This window comes from Ruegeria sp. B10, from assembly GCF_056539825.1.
Genome location: NZ_JBQFVP010000001.1, coordinates 261,485 through 281,863, shown reverse-complemented (window position 1 = coordinate 281,863; position 20,379 = coordinate 261,485). Strand labels below are relative to the sequence as shown.

The following is a 20,379-nucleotide window of genomic DNA, read 5'->3' as shown; positions in this document are numbered from 1 at the left end:
GACATACATGCTCAGGCTTGTGAGGCAGCGTCAAGAGGACATCCCGTTCTTGACCCGCCATCAGGTCGAGCGCCACAAAAGATGGCGCAGGATGGGCGAGGCAAGACTAAAGTCGAGAGGCACGAGCAATGCGTGGATTTTTCGGAGGAATGATCGTCGGGGCGGTCGTTGTTTTGATCGTGGGAGTGACGTTGTCGCTCAACACGCCGCTGGCCAATAAGCCGGTGGTCAAGACTCAGGCACCCGAGCCGGTGGATGTTGAAACACCCAAGGCTCCGGAACAAATTGCCGAGACCCCGTCGGACGCGGATCTTGTGGAATTGCCGCCTGCTGGGCCGAAACCCGCCGAAGAGCCGGATGAGGCGCTTGATCTGTCCGATCTGGAAACGGTGCCCGACGAACAGCCCGTCGTGGCTGAGGCCGGCGACGAGTTGCAGGAACCTCAGGCCGAAGACCAAACCAGCGTGACCGTCATGACCGACGCGCCAGCTGCTCCGCGGGCACCCAGTACCGCCCCTGCCTTGCCGGAAACAGACGCGGCGCCGGTTGTTGTGGATGAAGCCCCGGAACCCTCTGCCGAGCCAGAAGATGTGGCAACGCTTTTGCCCGAACTGCCATCGCAGCTTGCGCCGGAAGAGGCTGAGCTGGATGAAGAGAATCCCTTTGAAAACAGCCCAATCGCTGTGGAAGGGGATGAGGACACCTTGCCCCGCAATCTGCCCAAACTGGCCGCACTTCCCCAGATCGGCGGAGAAGACACGACCTCGACCAACACACTGGTCGGCACGCGCGTTGTTCCCCTGACCGAACGGGACGATGCCCCGGTCGAAACCGATGAAGCGGTCGTAGATGAGATGACCGGAAAGCCGATCGAGGACTACGCTGCAAGCTTTGAGAACCCCGAAGCCAAGCCTCTGATGTCGATTATCCTGATCGATGATGAGGGCTCTTTCGGAGCCGAAGCTTTGCAGGACTTCCCGTATCCCGTCAGCTTCGCGATCAGCCCCTCTGATCCCGACGCCGCCGAGAAAATGGCCCGCCATCGCGCCGCCGGGTTTGAGGTTCTGGCCATGGCCGATCTGCATGAATCCGCCAGCGCGCAGGACGCCGAGGTATCGATGGCCGTATGGTTGGACACGCTGCACGAGACAGTAGGTATTCTGGAAGGGGTCGAAAGCGGAATTCAGGGCAACCGGAAACTGGCCGATCAGGTTGCGTCGATTGCGGCGGCCACCGGTCGCGGGTTGATCACGCAGGATAACGGGCTGAACACGGTCCAGAAACTGGCCGCGCGCAACGGCATCCCCTCTGGCGTGGTGTTCCGCGATATCGATGGTGCGCGGCAGGATCCGAAGATCATGCGTCGTTTCCTGGATCAGGCAGCATTCCGCGCCGGGCAGGAGGGGACGGTTGTAATGCTGGGACGTGTGCGCCCCGAGACGATCTCGGCCCTGCTGCTATGGGGGCTTGAGGACCGCGGCAACCGGGTTGCCATGGCGCCGATCTCAGCGGTTATGAAACGCGAAGTTCAGTAACGTGTCAGCAGAAAAGAGAAGGGCGGTTGATCAAGTGATCAACCACCTTTTCTTTATGAGTTGCGGTTGCCCGTGAACCGGGCCGCATCCGCCGCCGCTCGTCGTATGGCGTTGGATTTATGGACGGTTTCCATGTACTCGGCCTCGGGGTCGCTGTCATAGACCACGCCGCCACCGGCTTGGATATAGAGCTTGTGATCCTTCACGATGGCTGTACGCAGGGCGATGCACATATCCATGTCGCCGCCCGCACTGAAATACCCAACACCGCCGCCATAAACGCCGCGCTTTTCGGGCTCCAGCTCATCAATGATCTCCATCGCACGGACCTTGGGCGCGCCTGACACGGTGCCCGCGGGCATCCCGGCAAAGAACGCATCCAGCGCGTCTTTGTCTTCGGCCAGCTCTCCGACCACGTTTGAGACGATATGCATCACGTGGCTGTAGCGCTCGATGATGAACTCTTCGGTCGGGCGAACGGTGCCGATCTTGGCAACGCGGCCGGTGTCGTTGCGACCCAGATCCAGCAGCATCAGATGCTCGGCCAGCTCCTTTTTGTCGGCCAACAGGTCTAGTTCGTTTGCCTTGTCCTCTTCCGGGGTGGCGCCACGGGGGCGGGTGCCGGCGATCGGGCGGATTGTCACTTCGCTGCCGAAGACGCGCACCAGGATCTCGGGGCTGGCGCCCACGACCTGAAAGCCTCCAAAGTTGAAATAGAACATGAAAGGCGACGGGTTCGTACGGCGGAGTGACCGGTAGAGCGCAAAAGGCGGAAGTGGGAAGTCCTGCGTCCAGCGTTGGGCCGGGACGACCTGAAAGATATCACCCGCGCGGATGTATTCCTTGGCCTTTTCAACCGCTTCCATATAGCCGGATTTGGTGAAATTCGACACAGGTGGAGCGACCTCATGCGCCTCCCCCAGATCGCGGGTTTCGGCAGGCATTGCGCGTTCCAGATCACGCACCGCGTCCATCACGCGCTCGGCTGCCTGCGCATAGGCGGCCTTGGCCGACTGGCCATCGGTCACCCACGCCGGGGACACGACGGTCACTTCGCCCTTAACGCCGTCCAGAACTGCAATGACCGAGGGGCGTTGCATGATTGCGTCCGGCAGGCCCAGCGGGTCAGGGTTCACATCGGGCAGATACTCGACCAGACGGACCATGTCATAGCCCAGATAGCCGAACAGCCCAGCCGCCGCCTGAGGCAGATCATCGGGCAGGTCGATGCGGCTTTCGGCCAGCAGCGCCCGCAGATTGTCCATCGGATTGCCGTCTTGCGGCGTGAAGGCTTCGCCATCGAACCGGGCCGAGCGGTTCAGCTCGGACGCCTCGCCCCGGCAACGCCAGATCAGATCTGGCTTCATACCGATGATCGAGTAGCGCCCGCGCACTTCGCCTCCGGTAACCGATTCCAGCACAAAGGCATCTTTCTGCGCCCCTGTCAGTTTCAGCATCAGCGAGACAGGCGTGTCGAGATCAGCCGCAAGCCGCGTATAGACGACCTGGTTTTCGCCCGCTTCATAGGCGCGCGCGAAGCTTTCATATTCGGGTGTCAGGGCCATTTGGGTCTCGTTTAATAACTCGCCTGTACGGCGTTCAGGGCCTGCTGGTCGACAACCGGGCGCGCGCGGGTTTGGGCATCGCGCACATAGGCGTCAAAGATGTTCTGCGCCAGCGCCTGATTCATCTGCGCGGACAGAGCGTCGCTCAATTGACGCAGCTCATCGCTTTCGGCCGGGGGCAGAACTTCGTCCAGACGGACGATCAGAGCGGTTCCTTCGCCGCCAATGACGCGCAAGTCGCCCGGCTCCATCTCGAAAACTTCGTTCATGAAGTTTGCGGGGACGTCATCCAGAAACGCAGTCCGCGTCAGGGCGTTTTCCACGCGGAACGGCAGGCCGGTGGCGGTGAAATCGCCATCCGTTGTCAAGGTGGTGACAACAGAATTGGCCTGCTCTTGCAGTGCCTTGGCGGTCTCGGCGGCAACCCATGCAGCGGCCACGCGGTCACGGGCGCTGTCCAGAGGCTCCGGGCGCGGCGCCAGTTCTTCGTTCAGACGCAGGGCGAAGATCGATCCGTCCTCCAGGAAGTCGATCTCGGGGAAGTCGCCGTCGCGTACAGCCTCAGCCGCGCTGCGGAAGCCGTCATATGCGGCGACTTCATCCACACTGTCGCGGGTCCAGTCGATTTGGCCCAGCTCCATATCGGTTTCCTGTGCCAGCTCTTCCAGCGTGGCGCCACCAGCGAGCATATCGTTGATGTCTTCGGATTGTGCTTCGATCAGACGCCGCGCACGGTCCGAGGCCAGTTCTTCCCGCAAGGCAGGCTCGGCATCCTCGAACGGGACGTTGTTGGCCGCCAGAGAGCCGTTGATGCGGAACAGCGCCGGGCCGAACACGGAGGGCAGAGGGCCAACGACCGAGTCCAGCTCAGCGGCAAAGACCTCATCTGCAGCCTCGCCCAGATCTTCGCGTGTCACGTCGCCCAGATCAATGTCGCTCAGCTCAAGCTCGCGTTCGCGCACGAGTTGCTCGAACGTTGTACCGCCGACCTCAAGTTGGGCTTTGGCGTTGTTCGCGGAGTCCTCATCCGGGAAGTTCAGGCGTTCGACCAAGCGGCGCTCGGGCTGCTGGTATTCATCGGCGCGCTCATCATAGAGGCGGCGCAGCGTGTCCTCATCTACCTCGACCGTATCCAGCAGCATTTCTGGCGACAGGATCGCATAGGTCAGACGCTTGGTGCGGGGCAGGGTGAATTGGTCAGTGTTCTCATCATAATAAGCATGGATCTCCGCATCGGTCGGATCGCCGACTGGTGTTTCCAGCGCATCCGTGCCCAAAGTCGCCACGGTAAAGCTACGGCGCGCGCCGATGTAATTTGTCAGAGTGTCGGTTAGCGTCGCAGGCATTTCGACGCCCCCGATGATCGCGCCCTGTACGATAGTGCGCGAGGATTCCTTTCGCAGGTCCGATTCGAACTCGGTATCGGTCATCCCGATCTGTTCCAGTTGGAACCGATAAGCTTCGCGGTCGAACGTGCCGTTCACGCCTTGAAAGGCCGGGATCGAGACGATCTCGTCCTGCAGGTTCTCGTCACCGATAGACAGGCCCAGTTGACCAACCTCGTTATCAAGCGCGGCCAGAGCGGTCAGGCGGGACAGGGCGAGCTGTTCCAGACCCAGTTCGCGCGCCTGAGACATCTGCAGGGCTTGGCCGGTCTGCGCCTCAACCGCGCGGATTTCGCGTTGAAGCTCGCGGACATAGGCGTCGACCGAGATACTCTCATCCCCGACCTGCGCAACCGTGCGGATGGTGCCGGTTAGGCTGGTGGCGCCAAACCCTGCGAGGCCTACGAACAGAAGGCCCATCAGAATCCAGACAAAGGTTTTCGAGATGCTGTTTTTGCCTGCGGCCATGATGCCCTCTTACTGCTTGCCCTGTTGGTTGCGGCCCTGAATACGACGGGCACCGCCGGGGGGCAAGCTTAGAAGGACAGAGCCTGCAACCGGTCGAACAATTGGGCGATCCCGGCGCGGTCGAGATTGGCGAACGCGATGCGCACCTGACGTTTTCCAGCCAGGTCATGATCAGGCATGAACATGGTGCCGGGCAGCAGCAGGATACCGGCCTCGGGCACCAGTCTTTGCGCCAACTCGTCCGACGGGAGGTCGAACGGGTGTTCGAGATAGGCGAAATAGGCACCAAGACCCAGCAGGCGCCAACCTTTGGCCTCGAGCTGTGGCATGCCCTCAGCAATCGCTGCACGGCGGTCGAGGATTTCGTCCCGCTCTCCGGCAAGCCATTGCGTCAGGTTCTGCATACCCCAGAGAGCGGCAAATTGGCCGATCTGACCGGGGCAAATGGCGACGGTGTCGAGAAATTTCTCGGCCTCGGCCAGCAGGCTTGCGCTGGTTGCAACCGCGCCGACGCGATGTCCGGTCAGGCGGTAGGCTTTGGAGAAGGAATAGAGATGCACCAGCGTCTCATCCCAGCCGGGCTTTCGGAACAGGCCATGCGGAGGGCCACTGCGGCTGTCAAAATCGCGGTAGGTTTCATCGACCAGCAAGCGAATGCCTGCCTCGCGCGCGAGATTGTAGAAGGCGCTGACCAGTTCGGCCGGGTATTCTACGCCGCCCGGGTTGTTTGGTGTCACAAGAGAAATGGCGCGGGTTTTATCAGTGATCAACGCGCGCGCCGCGTCTGGGTCGGGGAGCAGATCGTCGCCCGTGGGCAGGTCAACGGCCCGCACTCCGGCCATGTCCAACCACATTTTATGGTTGAAATACCATGGGGTTGGGAGGATGACCTCATCCCCCTCGTCGGTGAGCGATGAAATCACAGCTGAAAATGCCTGATTGCAGCCCGACGTTATGGCGATCTGATCTGCTGAAACCTGCCCCGCATAGTGATTGCTGATTTGCGCGGCCAATTCGGCGCGCAGATCGTGATTGCCGAGCACAGGCCCATAAAGATGGGCGCTGTCTTCGGTCACCGCGAACTCTGCCATGGCCTGCCGCATGGACAGCGGCGGCGGGTCAACCGGCGCGGCCTGGCTAACATTGATCAGGGGCCGGTCATCAGGAAACACTACCCCGTCCAACCAACGCCGCGCCTCCATAACTGGAGGGGGGAAAGTGGACCGAGTGCGTGTTTGGGACATGGCAGCATCTTTGCGAGGCTCTGCCTCGCGCTCCGAGGTATTTTTGAACAGAAGAAGTTAGTCGGTGCCGCGATAAGGCTCGACATATTGCAGGGCCATATCCCAGGGGAAGAATATCCACGTGTCCTGGCTGACTTCGGTGATGAACGTGTCCACCATGGGGCGGCCTTTGGGCTTGGCATAGACGGTGGCGAAATGCGCCTTAGGGTACATCGCGCGCACCAGTTCCAGCGTTTTCCCGCTATCGACCAGATCGTCGATGATCAGAACGCCTTCACCATCGCCCATCAGATTTGCATCTGGTGCCTTCAAAACTTCGGCTTCGCCTTGTTCCTGATGGTGATACGAGCGGACGCTGATTGTGTCGACGGTGCGGATGTCCAACTCGCGGCTGACGATCATGGCAGGGGCCATGCCACCGCGGGTGATCGCAACAACGGCGCGCCATGCGCCATCATCCGGGCCTTGACCATCCAGCCGCCACGCCAAAGCGCGCGAGTCGCGGTGAATTTGGTCCCAGCTGATGTGGAAGCCTTTTTCGTGGGGCAGGCGGTCTTTGGCGCTCATTTTTTCTTAACCCTTTTCAACGTCCGGGGCATCGACGGCTTTCATACCAACGATGTGATAGCCCGAATCCACGTGCAGATTCTCTCCGGTGACGCCGCTGCTGAGGTCGGACAGCAGATACAGGGCCGAGTTGCCCACGTCGTCGATCGTCACGTTGCGGCGCAGGGGGGAGTTGTATTCGTTCCACTTCATGATGTAGCGGAAGTCTCCGATGCCGCTGGCGGCCAGTGTTTTGATCGGGCCGGCGGAAATCGAGTTAACGCGGATACCGTCCTTGCCCAGATCTTCGGCGAGATACTTGACCGACGCTTCGAGCGCGGCTTTAGCGACACCCATCACATTATAATGGGGCATTACCTGCTCGGCGCCGTAATACGTCAGAGTAATGGCGCTGCTGTCCTCGGACATCATCTTTTCGGCCCGCTGCATCACGGCGGTGAAGGAATAGACGGACACATCCATAGTCAGTTTGAAATTTGCTCGGCTGGTGTCGACATAGCGGCCGCGCAGCTCATTCTTGTCTGAGAAGCCGATGGCGTGGACAACGAAATCTAGTTTGCCCCATTTCTCTTCCAGTGAGGTGAACAGAGCGTCGATCGAGGCTTCGTCGCTGACATCACATGGCAGGACGATTTCACTGCCGAGTTGCGCTGCCAGAGGGTCGACACGTTTTTTCAGAGCATCGCCTTGATAAGAAAAAGCCAACTCGGCCCCGGCGTTGGACAAGGCGCGGGCGATTCCCCATGCGATTGATTTGTCATTGGCCAGTCCCATGATGAGGCCGCGTTTTCCGGCCATCAACTGATTTGACATGATTGGTTCTCCGCCTGTCGTCGCGTTATGTTGCGATGGGTTTATGCCATTGACTGCCCTGCTTCAAGGCCGTGTGGTCTTGCCCGCGGCGGGTAATCGCCCTAGGCTTCCGTCAAATACTTTCCAGGGGATGGAAATGACCGAGCGTGATGGCATTTTTGCTGGCTCCGATCCGTTTGAAATAGCGGCGCGGTGGTTGGGTGAGGCCGAACAGAATGAACCGAATGACCCGAACGCGATTGCGCTGGCGACCGTTGACAAAGACGGCATGCCGAACGCGCGCATGGTACTTTTGAAAGACATAGAGCCGGAGGCCTTTGTTTTCTATACCAACTATGAAAGCGCCAAGGCGGCTGAGTTGGATCAGGCTGAAAAAGCCGCTTTTGTCATGCATTGGAAATCTTTGCGGCGTCAGATTCGTGTTCGTGGTATAGTCAGTCGGGAAAGCGGGCCCAAGGCGGATGAATATTATGCGTCACGGTCGCTGAAAAGTCGGCTGGGTGCTTGGGCGTCTAAGCAGTCGCAACCCCTGAGCAGCCGAACGGCCCTGATGGCCGAGGTTGCCAAGGTGACGGCAAAACTTGGATCCAATCCGCCGCGCCCTCCATTTTGGGGAGGATACCGGTTGGTTCCGACTGAAATTGAATTCTGGGCCGACGGCGCATTTCGCCTGCATGATCGGTTCAGGTGGCGGAGGGCTGATCCGGGTTCCGCTTGGGATGTGCAGAGGTTAAATCCATGACGTTCACGTATCGCGAAATGCAACAGACCGAAATCAAAGGTTTTTTTCAGCTTGAATTTGCCTGCCATTGCCATAAAAACCGAAACCTTAACGCACTACTAAATCATTCGATGGGAACACCGTGCCTGAAGACCTGAACAACATGTACCGCGTTCGTGGACACGTAAAATGGTTCGATCCCGCAAAGGGATACGGGTTCGTTGTGTCTGATGAAGGCGGCCCGGATATTCTGTTGCATGTGAACGTGTTGCGGAATTTCGGGCAGAGCTCGGTCGCCGATGGGGCAGGCATCGAGATCATGACCCATCGTACGGATCGCGGTGTTCAGGCTGTCGAAGTTGTTGCCGTTGATCCCCCTGCGCGCGCCGACTCAATGATGTTGGCCGACTTTGCCGAGCTGGATCCGGCGGCGATTGCGGCGGCGCCTTTGGAAGCTGCGCGGGTGAAATGGTTCGACAAGGGCAAGGGATTCGGATTCGCCAATGTGTTCGGTCGGGACGAGGATGTGTTTTTGCATATCGAAGTTCTCCGCCGTTCTGGCCTTGCCGATCTGCAGCCGGGCGAAGCGCTTGCCATGCGGGTGATTGATGGTAAACGGGGCCGCATGGCGGCTCAGGTCTTGGCTTGGGAAGCGGCGCTGGATCACTAACACCATGATGCGGTTTTGGGCCTCTCTGGCAGTATGCGTGACATTTCTGGCAGAAAACGTGGCCGCAGAATGTCGTCCTGACCGGGTAGAGTTGCGCAACGATCAGACTCATGTCCGATTTGATGTTGAACTGGCCGTGACCGGTCCCGAGAAATCGCGCGGGCTGATGTTCCGCGAGCACTTGCCGAACCGGTCTGGCATGCTCTTCGTCTACGATCCACCGCAACAGGTGGCGTTCTGGATGAAGAACACACTGATTCCTCTGGATATGATTTTCGTGGACCAGGCAGGCGTCGTGACTCGCGTGCATGAAGGTGCGATTCCCGGTGATCTGACCCCGATTGAAGGGGGTGGCGACATCTTTGCAGTGCTTGAAATCAACGCCGGTTTGTCCGCGCGTTACGGCATTCAGCCCGGCACCCAGATGCGGCACGAAGTTTTTTCACAAGCGAGTGCGATTTGGCCCTGTTAGGGCTTTTCAAATCAGATCAGCATCGTTAGGAACGGCGCACGGTCCGGGGCGTGGCGCAGTCTGGTAGCGCACCTGTTTTGGGTACAGGGGGTCGTAGGTTCGAATCCTGCCGCCCCGACCACTTCTTCACTTATGTTGGTGAACCACCCATCGCTTGGTAGAGCGCGCTCAGCGCTTTATCCAGCGTTTTGCTTTCAACGGGAACTTCGACGGTCGCGCCGCTTTTCTGCGGCACTTGGAAGAACAGCCGCGCATCGACGCGGTACCCGCCAGAGGTTTTTGTTGAGGTCATGCGCATGATGCTCTGGGGCAGATCATCGGGTAAGCCATCATAGCTGAGAATCAAAAAGGCTGTGGTATCCGGTGGCAGAAACTCGCGACACTCATAAGAATTGGCGTCGATCTTCAGGAACGTCTCGCCGGGGCCTTCGCAACTGGTCTGGAAGGTTTCGAACAACCTGTCGGGGTAGTCGCTGAATTGAGCGCTACGCGACGCCGTTGGCAATTCTTGTGCTGTGCAGGCCGCGATCAGGGCGCCTATTGAGGCGAAGTGAAGCAACTTCATCGTTTTGCCTGCTCTTTGTTCAATGGGTTGACGCCAGGATATGGCCGAGAGGCCACAACGTGATTCCCTGCCAGCTTAGCCAGTACAGGAGTGGATGATCAAACCCGGATAAACATGCTGGTAAAAAAGGCAATTTCATCTGGCCGGTTCTGCGATCGGCGTCGTCTCTCCGTGGATCATTCTGTGGAGGAATCAGATCGCCGAGCACCCGACACACGGGTCAACACAAAAGATTTCAAAAATGACTTAAAAAGGTCGTTGACCTGATATGCAAAGATACGCCAGATTGTATGGGCCGAATATGACGCCACTACATCTGGTATGAAAGCCGGAGAGGGCGCAGGGCAGGGACGGAACGCACACGAGTACATTTGTGCAACCGCAGTGGCGGTATCGCGCTCATACGGGCAGCGGGCGGTCCTTTGCGTCTGTCAGGTTCGGCATCGCTGGTGGCTTTGCATTTCCCAAGCCGCGGCGAGGGTTGACGGACATTAAAAGGCGGCGGACATGAAGATTGAAAGAAAATTTACCAAATCAGGGCAGGATGCGTATGCGGACCTCGATTTCGTCTCGGCAACTTCCGAGATTCGAAACCCTGACGGCACAATTGTTTTTCGTCTGGACAAAATCCAGGTCCCCTCAAGCTGGAGCCAGGTGGCCAGTGATGTCATCGCACAGAAATACTTCCGTAAGGCGGGCGTTCCCAGCAAGCTGAAGAAGGTCAAAGAAAAGGACGTTCCTGAATTCCTGTGGCGCTCGGTCCCGACTGACGATGCCGAGTTCGAAGGTGAGACGTCTTCGAAACAGGTGTTTGACCGTTTGGCAGGCGCTTGGGCCTATTGGGGCTGGAAGGGTGGCTATTTCTCAACCGAGGAAGACGCGCGCGCCTATTTTGACGAAATGCGCTACATGCTGGCGACCCAGCGCGCCGCGCCGAATTCGCCGCAATGGTTCAACACTGGCCTGCATTGGGCGTATGGCATCGATGGTCCCGCGCAGGGGCACCACTATGTCGACTACAGAACCGGCAAACTTACCAAATCGAAATCCGCTTACGAGCATCCGCAACCGCATGCGTGCTTTATCCAGTCCGTCGATGATGATCTGGTGAACGAAGGCGGCATTATGGATCTGTGGGTGCGCGAGGCGCGCCTGTTCAAATACGGCTCGGGCACCGGCACCAACTTCAGCCATCTGCGTGCAGAAGGCGAAGCGCTGTCGGGTGGCGGCAAATCCTCAGGCCTCATGGGCTTTCTCAAGATCGGCGACCGCGCCGCTGGCGCGATCAAATCAGGCGGGACAACCCGTCGAGCAGCAAAGATGGTAATCGTCGATGCGGATCACCCGGACATCGAGCAATTCATCGAGTGGAAGGTGATCGAAGAGCAGAAGGTGGCCTCGATCGTTGCCGGATCGAAGATGCACGAGAAGATGCTGAACGGCATTTTCGAGGCCATCCGCAGCTGGGACGGCACGCAGGACGATGCGTATGATCCCAACAAGAATGACAGTCTGAAGAAAGCGGTGCGTGAGGCGAAAAAGGTCGCGATCCCCGAGACTTACATCAAGCGCGTGCTGGACTACGCGCGGCAGGGTCACGACAGTATCGAATTCCCCACCTATGATACGGACTGGGATTCGGAAGCCTATAGCTCGGTCTCGGGTCAGAACTCGAACAACTCGATCCGCGTAACCAATGCGTTCCTGACCGCTGTTGAGAAAGACGCCGATTGGGAGTTGATCAACCGCACCGACGGCAAGGTCGCCAAGACCGTCAAGGCGCGCGATCTGTGGGAAAAGGTCGGCCACGCAGCTTGGGCCTGCGCCGATCCGGGCATCCAGTTCCATGACACCGTTAACGAATGGCACACATGCCCCGAAGACGGTGAGATTCGCGGCTCGAACCCGTGCTCGGAATACATGTTCCTTGACGACACGGCGTGTAACCTCGCGTCGATGAACCTGCTGACATTCCTGCAGGATGGTGAGTTTCAGGCTGCCGACTACATGCATGCGGCGCGCCTGTGGACCCTGACGCTGGAAATCTCTGTGACCATGGCGCAGTTCCCGTCGAAGGAAATTGCGAAACTCTCCTATGATTTCCGTACCTTGGGTCTGGGTTATGCCAATATCGGCGGGCTGCTGATGAACATGGGCTACAGCTATGACTCTGACGAGGGCCGGGCCATCTGTGGCGCGCTGACCGCGATCATGACGGGCGTGGCCTATGCGACCTCGGCTGAGATCGCCGGAGAGCTTGGGCCGTTCAAGGGCTATGAGCGCAACGCGGACCACATGCTGCGCGTCATACGTAACCACCGCCGTGCTGCGCAGGGTGTGGCTAATGGATATGAGAAACTGGCCGTGAAGCCGGTACCTCTGGATCACGGTAACTGCCCGGACAAGCGTCTGGTCGATCTGGCCATGTCGGCTTGGGACGAGGCGCTGAGCCTCGGTGAACAGAACGGTTATCGCAATGCGCAGGCAACTGTGATCGCGCCCACCGGCACCATCGGTCTGGTGATGGATTGCGACACAACTGGGATCGAGCCGGACTTTGCTCTGGTCAAGTTCAAGAAGCTTGCGGGCGGCGGCTACTTCAAGATCATCAACCGCTCGGTGCCGTCGGCGCTAGAGAAGCTGGGCTATTCCTCGTCTCAGATTGAAGAGATCGTGGGTTATGCAGTTGGTCACGGCACGATCGGCAACGCGCCGGGCATCAACCATACCTCGCTGACCGGCCACGGCTTTGGCCCGAATGAGCTGGCTAAGGTGGATGCCGCACTGGAAAGCGCCTTCGACATCCGGTTTGTCTTCAACCAATGGACACTGGGTGAGGATTTCTGCACCGGCGTTTTGGGCATCCCGGCGACCAAGCTGAACGACCCGACCTTCGATCTGCTGCGCCATTTGGGCTTTACCAAGTCCGATATCGACGCAGCGAACGACCACGTCTGCGGAACCATGACGCTGGAAGGCGCGCCGCATCTGAAGAAAGAGCACTACTCGATCTTCGATTGCGCCAACCCGTGCGGCAAGAAAGGCAAGCGTTTCCTTGGGGTTGACAGCCATATCACTATGATGGCGGCGGCGCAGAGCTTCATCTCGGGCGCGATCTCGAAGACGATCAACATGCCGAATGACGCGACCATTGAGGATTGCCAGAAGGCATACGAACTCAGCTGGTCGCTGGGTGTGAAGGCGAACGCGCTCTATCGTGATGGCTCGAAACTGTCTCAGCCTCTGGCCGCAGCGCTGGTCGAGGATGACGACGAAGCGGCAGAAGTTTTGGAAAGCGGCTCGACGCAGGAAAAAGCCGTCGTTCTGGCCGAAAAGGTGATCGAGAAGGTTGTGGTCAAAGAAATGATCCGCAGCCATCGCGAGAAACTACCCCATCGCCGCAAGGGCTACACCCAGAAGGCGATCGTCGGTGGCCACAAGGTTTACCTGCGGACCGGCGAGTTCGAAGACGGCAAGCTGGGCGAGATCTTCATCGACATGCACAAGGAAGGCGCGGGCTTCCGGGCGATGATGAACAACTTTGCCATCGCGGTCTCGGTCGGCCTGCAATACGGCGTACCGCTCGAGGAATTCGTCGACGCCTTTACGTTCACCAAGTTCGAACCGGCTGGGATGGTACAGGGCAACGACTCGATCAAGAACGCGACGTCGATCCTGGACTACATCTTCCGTGAACTGGCCGTGTCTTATCTGGACCGCACTGATCTGGCCCATGTGAAACCCGAAGGCGCGAGCTTCGATGATCTGGGTCGTGGTGAGGAAGAAGGGGTTTCGAATGTCTCCGAGATCAGTGACGCTGCGGCGTCTAAGTCATTGGAAGTATTGAAGCAAATCAGCTCGACTGGGTATCTGCGGAAACGTCTGCCGCAGGATCTGGCGATGTTCAATCCGCAGGCGGAGCTCAGCGGTATGTCCGAACCGGCAACTGCGTTTGAAGCGTCGGCGGAAACCGCCGTGGCGACCGGCATGGACGCACGGACCAAAGCCAAAATGCAGGGCTATGAAGGGGACCCTTGCGGCGAATGCGGAAACTACACGCTGGTGCGCAACGGCACCTGCATGAAGTGCAACACCTGCGGCGCGACAAGCGGGTGTAGCTGAGTTTAGCGCCCCGGCAACCCGGGGTGCAGGGGTCGGTCGCTGCCTTATGTACCGGCCCCGACGAATACGGAGCATGGCGCTGAGACTTACCATCAAAGCCATGTTCCACTCGGTCGACATGCCCGTGTTGGCCGGGAACAGGGTGGGGCGGAATATTGCTCCCTCCCACTCTTTCACGGGGCGGGTGCGCTCGCCCCATGCGCAGTCCAGGCCGCAGGCAAAAAAATACCGGGCGGTCAACGAAATGAGCCTGGAAGGCGAAACTGACAGGGGGCTTCGGCCCCCTTTCTTTTTGTCCAACGATCGGCCGCTGAGCTGAGTTTTGCCGGATCACCCCAAAACCGTCGGGCAAGTTCTGCCGAGGAGCGATGGGGGATTTTTGCCCGGCAACAAGCCGCAGAGGCGACTCGGTCAAACACGCGGAGATTGGCGCGAAGTGGCCTCGATCTCGCTATACGGGTGACGTTGGCCCAATCCTGAGGTTTCTTGCGCTCGTCCGGACGCAAAATCCAAATATTCACTCAGGAGGCAAACTTATGACACCGAAATATCTGACCGCTCTGGCGGCTATAGCACTCGCACTGCCGACTCTAGCTACTGCCCAATCGGCTGCCGACGCAAATGGAGACGGCGTGCTGACCATTGAAGAGGTTCAAGCCGTCGTGCCCGAAGTTAACGCCGACACGTTCTCGGCCATGGATGCAAATGGGGATGGCGCATTGGATGCGGATGAAATCGCCATCGCGCAAGAAGCCGGTTTGCTGCCCCCAAGCAACGGCTGATTGCTGACATTTTATAGCGGCCCGAGTAAAATCGGGCCGCTTTTCAATTCCTTACAACGGCAAGTGAATGTTGAACTTGGCGCGAATTTCCGCGTCCAGCAGAGGGTCGAAATTCGCTGCAGACGGGCTGGAGAGTATTTCGTTTTTCCGCGCGATTGCCTTTTCGATCAGATCAGGCTTGCCCAATTCGGCCCATTCCTTGGGTGAGGTGCGGTCGCCGAACGTTGGGTACACATAATCCGCCTGCATCCGGCTGAGCGTCGCATCCGTACCGAGATAGTGGCCGGGGCCGCCCATACACACTTCAGCAATCTGATCCAGCGCCAGAGTTTCGTCTGAAACTTCGATCCCACGCACGCAGCGCTGCGCTTGTCCGATGAGGTCATCGCCCAGGATCAGGCTCTCAAGGCAGAACCCCAGAAGGGACGCATGCATGCCAGCGGCCTCGTAGATCATGTTGGCGCCAGACAGGCCGGTCATGACGTTCGAACACATCTGCTCCCACCCAGCCTGCATGTCGGGCAGTTTCGAATCCGACGCCCCGGCGGCGGTTCCGCCCGGAAGGTTGTAGAAGTTATGCATCTGAGCGCACCCCGCGCTCAGCAGCGCCTGTTCGCCAGATCCTACGGACATCGCTCCGGTGCGCAGGTCCAGACCGAAGGGCCATGTGCCAAAGACGGCGGGCGCGCCAGGCACCACGGCGTTTACGTAGACCAGACCGGCCAGACATTCCGCTGTGGCTTGAGTGATGGCCCCTGCGATTGTCGACGGTGCGGTCGCTCCGGCCATGCCAGCAGACAGCAACAGGACCGGCATCCCGGCTTTGATGACCGCTTCCATGACTTCGCAGCTTTCGGTTGCGAATTTCATGGGTGGCACAACAAAGCAGTTCGAGTTCGAGATGAAAGGACGTTCACGCCATTTTTCCTCACCGCCGGCGATCATGTGGATCATCTCCATCGCCGGGGCGACGTGGCTGGGTTCGGTAAAGGAGGTGCCGATATGTTTAAAGGTACCTGCGCATGCCGCGTAGATCGTGTTCAAGTCCATCTCGAGGTTGTCGGCGATGTCGCGGCACACCATGGGGCGCTGAACGAAGTGGATATTGTCCAGCTGCTCGCAGATGCGAGAGGCATCGTGCAGGTCCTGTACGGTCGAGTCGCGGTAGTTTTGCCCATCCACGTCGACCATGCTGACCGCGGCACCTGCCGTGCCGTAATGAACCTTCGTCCCACTCAGCTCCAGATCGGTCTTGCCGTTTCGACTATACAAAGTGACCGAGCGGTTTGCTTTGGCGATGGTGTCTTCGACCAATGCCCGAGGGAAACGAATGCGCCCGTCTTCACCAAGACTGCACCCAGCGCCCACCAGATAGTCGATCCCGCTTTGCGGAGCGTCCGCCAGCCCGATGGTTTCCAGAGCCTGAAGCGCCGCTTCGTGAATACGCTCCATCTGTGCTTGGGTCAGAGGCTTGTAGGTGCCGCCCTCCATCCCCGGGCGGACCGGGCGCAGGTGGTCGGGTAGGGCTGCGGCGCGGGCAGCGCGACGCGCTGCGCGTCCGCCAGTTCTTGCAGAGCTGCGAGTTTGTTCGTTCATTGTGGTTATCCGGTTATTCAGGTGATTGAGATTGCGATCAAAATCAGACCTGTACTGGACGTCCCCGTGCCGCACGCCCACGATCCGCGCCAATCGTGCGGCTGATCAGACGTATTTTCCAAACTTCGTTGTGCATTCAGTTCCTCGGACTTGCTGCACCATCCTGAGCAGCGGTAGATTTAAGTCTGTTCTGTTTGCGACCTCACTGTCAATTATGTTGCTTTCCCGGTCGCATGACGTTTGCCCATTGTCTTTTCCACAGGACTGCTTTTATTGTGTCCGAACGGGCATGGCGATTTTGACGCCCCTAAGTCCCGCTTTTTTGAGTTTCGCTGCTGCGCCGCATGTGATGATCTATCTTTCACGGCACGGCAGACCGATTGTGCCCCTGTCGGGGCAATGGAGTGCCTGAGCCCGGAAAATTCCGGGCGAAAGGAATAAATGGGCAGGCAGCGACCAAGATCGCGCCTGTCGGAGAAGAACCGCGATGACGCGCGCGCAACGTTTGAGAGACCGGGCAGGGGGCCACAGCGCCAGACCCTGCCGCGCGCCGTCCTATATCGCCCGTACAAGACACCTCCCCAAAAGTGCCTGTCCGCCTGGATGGGTCAGGACAACGCGTTTGGCGCGGTGCATCAAGGACACATGGCTAAGAAAATGCTTATCGATGCCACCCACGCCGAGGAAACTCGGGTTGTGGTGGTTGACGGAAACAAGGTCGAGGAGTTCGATTTTGAATCCGAAAACAAACGCCAGCTCGCTGGCAATATCTATCTAGCAAAAGTTACCCGCGTCGAACCGTCTCTGCAGGCGGCGTTCGTGGACTATGGCGGCAATCGCCATGGTTTCCTGGCGTTTTCTGAAATTCACCCCGACTATTATCAGATCCCCGTCGCCGACCGTGAGGCGCTGATGGAGGAAGAGCGCGCCTATGCCGAGGCGATGAAGGCGCGAGATGAGGCCGAGGAAGCCAAGCCCAAAAAACGCCGCTCGCGGTCGCGCAGCAAGGCAGCGGACGTCAAGTCGAACGACCCGGTCGAGACATTGGATATCTCGTCCGAGCCGACGGGTATGGAGACCATTGATCTCGACGACAGCGAAGAGAACGATGATCTGACAGTGCCCGAGGGGACCTCTCCGATGGAGACGGTCGCCGAGACGCCGGTGGAAGAAGCTTCTGAGGATGAAGCGTCTGAGAGCACTGACGCGCCGACCGCAGAAGAAGAGACTGCTGAAGTTGAGGCGGTTGAGGTCGAGACCGTTGAGGCGACCTCTGATGAGCAGGCTGAAACCGACGCGGAAGCGCAGCCCGAAGCTGTTGCTGAAGCGGAAGAATCCGGGGCTGACACCGAGGAAACAGCGCTGGCTGATCCTGAGGCGGAAACCTCTGAGGTAGAGCCTGCCGAAAGTGACGACTCAGACGACGAAGATAAAAAGTCTGATGCGACCGCCAAGGATGATTCGATTGAATCGGTCGCGGACGAAGACGACAGCGACGATATCCGTCCTCCGCGCAAGCCGCGCCCGCGCCGCTACAAGATCCAGGAAGTGATCAAAGTGCGCCAGGTTCTGCTGGTGCAAGTCGTCAAGGAAGAGCGGGGCAACAAGGGCGCCGCGCTGACCACCTATCTGTCGCTGGCCGGTCGGTACTGCGTCCTGATGCCCAACACCGCACGCGGCGGCGGCATCAGCCGCAAGATCACCAATGCGCCCGACCGCAAGAAGCTGAAGGAAATTGCAGCCGACATTGACGTGCCAACTGGCGCGGGCCTGATTATCCGGACCGCGGGTGCCAAACGCACGAAGTCCGAGATCAAGCGCGACTATGAATACCTGCAGCGCATGTGGGAGCAGATTCGCGAGCTGACGCTGAAATCCATCGCGCCCGCGAAGATCTACGAGGAAGGCGATCTGATCAAACGGTCGATCCGCGACCTCTACAACCGTGACATCGACGAGGTTCTGGTCGAGGGCGAAGGCGGCTATCGCATCGCCAAGGACTTCATGAAGATGATCATGCCGTCCCACGCCAAGAACGTGAAGCGGTATGAGGACGCGCTGCCTCTGTTCGCGCGCTATCAGGTGGAAAGCTATCTGGCCGGGATGTTCAACCCGACCGTGCAGCTGAAATCCGGTGGCTATATCGTGATCGGTGTGACCGAAGCGCTGGTGGCGATCGACGTGAACTCGGGTCGGGCGACCAAGGAAGGCTCGATCGAAGAAACAGCACTCAAGACCAACCTTGAGGCCGCCGAGGAAGTGGCACGTCAGTTGCGTCTGCGGGACCTTGCCGGTCTGATCGTCATCGATTTCATCGATATGGATGAGCGTAAGAACAATACTGCGGTCGAAAAACGCCTGAAGGACAAGCTGAAAACCGACCGCGCGCGCATTCAGGTGGGCCGCATCTCGGGCTTTGGCCTGTTGGAGATGAGCCGCCAGCGCCTGCGCCCCGGTATGCTTGAGGCGACGACTCAGCCATGCCCGGCCTGTCATGGCACTGGTCTGATCCGTTCGGACGACAACATGTCGCTGTCGATCCTGCGCCAGATCGAGGAAGAAGGCACCCGCCGCCGCTCACGCGAGGTTCTGGTGCGCTGCCCGGTCAGCATTGCCAACTTCCTGATGAACCAGAAGCGCGAACATATCGCCCAGATCGAGGCGCGCTACGGTCTGTCCGTGCGCGTCGAAGGCGACATGCATCTGGTCAGCCCTGATTTCTCGCTTGAGAAGTTCAAGACCGCCAGCCGGATCGTGCCCGAAGCGACCGCTCCGGTCGTGTCCGTCGATGCGTCACTGATGGATCTGGTTGACGCAACCGAAGAGGAAGAGGCCGAAGAAGAGGCGGTTCAGGCCGAAGAAGAATCCAAGCCCAAGCGCAAGCGTCGTCGTCGTCGCCGCAAGAAGGGCGGTAACGATCAGCAAGAGGCTGAGGCATCGGAAACGGCTGAGGACACGGCTGCCGACGCTCCCTCGGACGAAGCCCAGAAGGAAGACGTTCCTGAGGCATCGGACGAGGACGAAAAGCCGGCCAAGCCCAAGCGCCGCCGTGCGCCGCGTCGCAAGAAGAAAGATGTGGAAGCCGAAGCGCAGGATGCCTCCGAACAGGAGGCTGAGGCCAAGGAAGACGCCCCAGCGGAAGCATCCGATGTGGTTGCCGAGGCTGAGGCTTCTCCGGAACAGGCGGAAGAGGGTCCGGCGGACGTTGCTGAGGTTGCAGAAGCCACACCGGAACCGGCTCAAGACACCGAAGAACCTGCTGCTGAGGCCGTCGAAACGGCAGAACCTAGTGAGGCGGTGGAAGCAGAAGAACCGGTCGACGCTCAACCGGCTGAGGAGCCCGCTCCGGTCGAAGAGGTTGCCGAGGCTGAAGCCGCATCTGCGGTGGAAGAAGCCCCAGCCGAACCCGTTCTGGAAACGGTTTCGGATGAGCCGGAAAAACCGGCTGAGCCACCCAAGCCAAAACGGCGCGGCTGGTGGTCGCTCGGAAGCTAAAATGAGAAGCTAAAATGAGAAGCTAAAATGAGAAGCTAAAATGAGAAGCTAAAATGAAAAGGCGGGCTTGAGGCCCGCCTTTTTCGTTTTGACAGCTTAGGTCTTAACCCGCTTTCTGGATCAGATAGACCTGATGGCCGTTCTCTTCCCCTTGCGACAGCAGGGTGTGGCCGCTCTCCGAGCAGAAATGCGGTACATCAACAATCGCCGCAGGATCATCCGCCAGCACGCGCAACACGGCACCACCGGGCAAAGACTTCAACCTTTTGCGCGCTTTCAACACAGGCAAAGGGCACAACAGGCCGAGGGCATCGAGGGTTTCAGTAGGATTAGACATAAGGCTCAAATATTTCGCCCAAGGCGCAGTGTCCAGCGCGCA

15 protein-coding genes and 1 tRNA gene are annotated in these 20,379 nt (G+C 59.0%); 8 read left to right on the top strand and 8 right to left on the bottom strand.

Annotated elements, in window-relative coordinates; translation table 11 throughout:
• Positions 1 to 128: 128 nt before the first annotated feature.
• The gene (locus tag ACR0J4_RS01455; protein ID WP_170641778.1) at positions 129 to 1,535 is read left to right on the top strand and encodes a divergent polysaccharide deacteylase family protein; all 1,407 of its coding nucleotides are present in this window, start codon (positions 129 to 131) and stop codon (positions 1,533 to 1,535) included.
• Between the two features lie 53 nt (positions 1,536 to 1,588).
• On the opposite strand, the gene trpE is transcribed toward ACR0J4_RS01455, so the two are convergent.
• From trpE to fabI, 5 genes are all read right to left on the bottom strand, one after another.
• Entirely contained in the window at positions 1,589 to 3,100 is a 1,512-nt protein-coding gene (gene trpE, locus ACR0J4_RS01450) for an anthranilate synthase component I (RefSeq protein WP_170641776.1), read from the bottom strand.
• An 11-nt stretch (positions 3,101 to 3,111) separates the two neighbouring features.
• On the bottom strand, positions 3,112 to 4,953 hold the full coding sequence (locus ACR0J4_RS01445; protein ID WP_170641774.1) for a SurA N-terminal domain-containing protein: 1,842 nt from the start codon (positions 4,951 to 4,953) through the stop codon (positions 3,112 to 3,114).
• A gap of 68 nt (positions 4,954 to 5,021) precedes the next feature.
• Positions 5,022 to 6,197 (bottom strand): aminotransferase, encoded by a 1,176-nt coding sequence (locus ACR0J4_RS01440; protein ID WP_170641772.1) that lies wholly within the window; start codon positions 6,195 to 6,197, stop codon positions 5,022 to 5,024.
• 57 nt (positions 6,198 to 6,254) lie between these two features.
• Positions 6,255 to 6,764, bottom strand: coding sequence for a xanthine phosphoribosyltransferase (gene gpt, locus ACR0J4_RS01435; protein ID WP_170373804.1), 510 nt, complete (start codon positions 6,762 to 6,764; stop codon positions 6,255 to 6,257).
• Between the two features lie 6 nt (positions 6,765 to 6,770).
• Complete coding sequence (gene fabI, locus ACR0J4_RS01430; RefSeq protein WP_170373803.1) at positions 6,771 to 7,577, bottom strand: enoyl-ACP reductase FabI; 807 nt, start codon at positions 7,575 to 7,577, stop codon at positions 6,771 to 6,773.
• A gap of 136 nt (positions 7,578 to 7,713) precedes the next feature.
• Between fabI and pdxH the strand changes: the two genes are divergently transcribed.
• The 4 genes from pdxH to ACR0J4_RS01410 all read left to right on the top strand — a co-directional run bounded on the left by pdxH (position 7,714) and on the right by ACR0J4_RS01410 (position 9,561).
• The gene (gene pdxH, locus ACR0J4_RS01425) at positions 7,714 to 8,319 is read left to right on the top strand and encodes a pyridoxamine 5'-phosphate oxidase (RefSeq protein ID WP_170373802.1); all 606 of its coding nucleotides are present in this window, start codon (positions 7,714 to 7,716) and stop codon (positions 8,317 to 8,319) included.
• Positions 8,320 to 8,440: 121 nt separating this feature from the next.
• The gene (locus tag ACR0J4_RS01420; RefSeq protein ID WP_170638641.1) at positions 8,441 to 8,968 is read left to right on the top strand and encodes a cold shock domain-containing protein; all 528 of its coding nucleotides are present in this window, start codon (positions 8,441 to 8,443) and stop codon (positions 8,966 to 8,968) included.
• A 4-nt stretch (positions 8,969 to 8,972) separates the two neighbouring features.
• Positions 8,973 to 9,440, top strand: coding sequence for a DUF192 domain-containing protein (locus ACR0J4_RS01415; RefSeq protein ID WP_170641770.1), 468 nt, complete (start codon positions 8,973 to 8,975; stop codon positions 9,438 to 9,440).
• 44 nt (positions 9,441 to 9,484) lie between these two features.
• Positions 9,485 to 9,561, top strand: a tRNA-Pro gene (locus ACR0J4_RS01410).
• A gap of 9 nt (positions 9,562 to 9,570) precedes the next feature.
• Here ACR0J4_RS01410 and ACR0J4_RS01405 read toward each other — a convergent pair.
• Complete coding sequence (locus ACR0J4_RS01405; RefSeq protein WP_170641715.1) at positions 9,571 to 10,005, bottom strand: hypothetical protein; 435 nt, start codon at positions 10,003 to 10,005, stop codon at positions 9,571 to 9,573.
• 507 nt (positions 10,006 to 10,512) lie between these two features.
• On the opposite strand from ACR0J4_RS01405, the gene ACR0J4_RS01400 reads away from it, so the two are divergent.
• Together ACR0J4_RS01400 and ACR0J4_RS01395 are read left to right on the top strand one after the other, a co-directional pair.
• Positions 10,513 to 14,127: a vitamin B12-dependent ribonucleotide reductase gene (locus ACR0J4_RS01400; RefSeq protein WP_170641713.1), complete on the top strand. Its 3,615-nt coding sequence runs from the start codon at positions 10,513 to 10,515 to the stop codon at positions 14,125 to 14,127.
• Positions 14,128 to 14,663: 536 nt separating this feature from the next.
• The gene (locus ACR0J4_RS01395; protein WP_170548525.1) at positions 14,664 to 14,909 is read left to right on the top strand and encodes an EF-hand domain-containing protein; all 246 of its coding nucleotides are present in this window, start codon (positions 14,664 to 14,666) and stop codon (positions 14,907 to 14,909) included.
• Positions 14,910 to 14,960: 51 nt separating this feature from the next.
• Here the strand turns inward: ACR0J4_RS01395 and ACR0J4_RS01390 are convergent, their stop codons facing one another.
• On the bottom strand, positions 14,961 to 16,505 hold the full coding sequence (locus ACR0J4_RS01390) for a trimethylamine methyltransferase family protein (RefSeq protein ID WP_170641711.1): 1,545 nt from the start codon (positions 16,503 to 16,505) through the stop codon (positions 14,961 to 14,963).
• Between the two features lie 645 nt (positions 16,506 to 17,150).
• Here ACR0J4_RS01390 and ACR0J4_RS01385 point away from each other — a divergent pair.
• A complete protein-coding gene (locus ACR0J4_RS01385) occupies positions 17,151 to 20,000 on the top strand; it encodes a ribonuclease E/G (RefSeq protein ID WP_170641709.1) in 2,850 nt (949 codons plus the stop codon).
• Positions 20,001 to 20,103: 103 nt separating this feature from the next.
• Here the strand turns inward: ACR0J4_RS01385 and ACR0J4_RS01380 are convergent, their stop codons facing one another.
• The gene (locus tag ACR0J4_RS01380; protein WP_170373795.1) at positions 20,104 to 20,337 is read right to left on the bottom strand and encodes a sulfurtransferase TusA family protein; all 234 of its coding nucleotides are present in this window, start codon (positions 20,335 to 20,337) and stop codon (positions 20,104 to 20,106) included.
• Positions 20,338 to 20,379 lie beyond the last annotated feature (42 nt).